This window comes from Frisingicoccus sp., from assembly GCA_016298055.1.
Taxonomy (GTDB): domain Bacteria; phylum Bacillota; class Clostridia; order Lachnospirales; family Lachnospiraceae; genus Frisingicoccus.
Genome location: JAEDDO010000280.1, coordinates 1 through 2,030, shown reverse-complemented (window position 1 = coordinate 2,030; position 2,030 = coordinate 1). Strand labels below are relative to the sequence as shown.

3 protein-coding genes are annotated in these 2,030 nt (G+C 42.6%); all 3 read right to left on the bottom strand.

What is annotated here, in order from left to right; translation table 11 throughout:
- A partial coding sequence (locus QZZ35_RS11590) for an RNA polymerase sigma factor (RefSeq protein ID WP_291237544.1) occupies window positions 1-329 on the bottom strand: 329 nt, incomplete at its 3' end.
- Window positions 310-510 carry a hypothetical protein gene (locus tag QZZ35_RS11585; protein ID WP_291237543.1) on the bottom strand — a complete coding sequence of 67 codons (201 nt, stop codon included), beginning with the start codon at window positions 508-510 and terminating at the stop codon, window positions 310-312. The genes QZZ35_RS11585 and QZZ35_RS11590, both read right to left, overlap by 20 nt.
- A gap of 83 nt (window positions 511-593) precedes the next feature.
- On the bottom strand, window positions 594-2,030 hold a 1,437-nt coding region (locus tag QZZ35_RS11580; RefSeq protein WP_291237542.1), incomplete at its 5' end, for an ATP-binding cassette domain-containing protein.

Below are 2,030 nucleotides of genomic sequence, written 5' to 3'. Positions count from 1 at the left end.
GCCAGCTCTTCCAGTTCTTCTTCCAGCACAACTTTCTCTGATACATCTCCTCTTTCATCCTTCAGTGTTTCTGACAATTCCTCATGCTGATGATGGGACATAGTACGGAAATGATCAATTACCGTGTTTCGTGTGATATTGTAGATCCACGTAGAAATCCCGCTTTTTTCCGGATCAAAGAGGTCAAGTTTCCCATACACTTTTATAAAAACTGCCTGGGCAAGATCTTCAACGTCCTGCTGCTGCCCTACATGACTCCTTATATACTGAACCACTTTCGGATAATAGGTGTCATAAATTTGCTCTTTATCATAGGTTCTGGTCATCATAATTATTATCTTTCTCTACCCTTTTTTTCATATCATAAAGATCTCCGGCTGCAGAGACCAACTCAAGTTCATCGTCCCCAAGTTCATGATAACGATGTTCCGTATCTAATATCATGTCTTCTAAACGCTGGTTTTGAAAAAAGCGCTGGCAATCAAATAATACTTTTATTTTTTCCTCCATACTTTTTCTCCTTTACTAAAACAACAGAAAAACTTTTACATCTCTATTCTTTATACGATGGATCCGGTATAATGTCCGTTTTTTTATCCAACTTTCTGTCGTTCTACTAATTCTGCAAAAAAGCCTTTATTTTCCAGCAATTCTTCATAAGTTCCGTCTTCTACGATCTTTCCGCCGTCAAGTACAATAATGCGGTCACACTGACGAATCGTAGAAAGGCGGTGGGCTATAACGATTCTTGTACAATTTAACTTATCGAGAGCCGCCGATATCTTTTTCTGAGTAATATTATCCAATGCAGAAGTGGCCTCATCAAACATCAGAACTTTCGGTTTCGGCGCCACCGCTCTGGCAATCATCAATCTCTGTTTCTGACCACCCGAAATACCGCCGGATCCTTCGGATATCATGGTACTCATTCCCATCGGCATATCCCGGATATCATCGGCAATACCCGCCACTTCGGCAGCCTCCCACGCATCCTCCATAGAAAGCCACGGTGCGGAAATAACAATATTTGAAAAAATATCTCCCTGAAACAGCTTTCCGTCCTGGGTGACAACACCGATATTCTTTCGAAGTGATTTCAGATCGATCTTTGAAATGTCTTTTCCGTCATAGTAAACAGCACCTTTCTGAACCGTCTCAAATCCAAGAAGAATACGGAGTAGGGTTGACTTTCCGCATCCTGTCTTTCCGACAACGGCCACATATTGTCCCGGACGTATCTTCACAGAAACATCATCGAGTACATTTGATGCCCCATCCTCATATCGGAAGGTCACATGACTGATCTCAATACTGCCGGAAATCTTTGTCACGATCTCCTTATCCTCAGACACCTCAGGAACAGCCTCAAGAATCGGTTTTGAAACTTCCATGATCGGCCGGATTCTCGCTGCCTGAAGTCCCAGGCCGACCAGAGATGAAAATGCGACAGACACCATACCGTAGGCCGCTGTAAATGCATAATAATCCGCCACAGACACGCCGCTTTTTACAGAAAGAAAATACATGACAAGAACTCCTGCAAGAGAAATGGCTGTATTGATCGTTCCTCCCAGAAGAACAAACAGGGGGACGCCATACGTTGCTTCAACTTCTTTCGCATACAGACTGGTCCACCGGGCAAAAGCACGTTTTTCCGCGCCTGACAATTTAAGTTTCTGTACGCCGGTAATCATCTCATAAGTCATACCATTCTTTTTACCGGCAATATCCATGGCCGCCTTATTCAGCTTCATACTGAAAATTGTATTCACAACAGATGCCCCCAATGTCAAACATGTGAAAATAATCGACGGAATGACAAGGGTCGGCGCATAAACGAATACCTGTGATATGTAAATAAGTGAAAAAAGCGAAGTCAATCCCGTAACCATAAAACTGGTGTAGATCGTCATACATAAAGAATTCAGATACTGAAGGATTGTTGCAAGCTCCCCTGAAGTATATTTTTTAAAAAATGACGGGGGAAGAAAAAGAATCCTTCCCATAGCTGCCGCCTGTACACAAATATC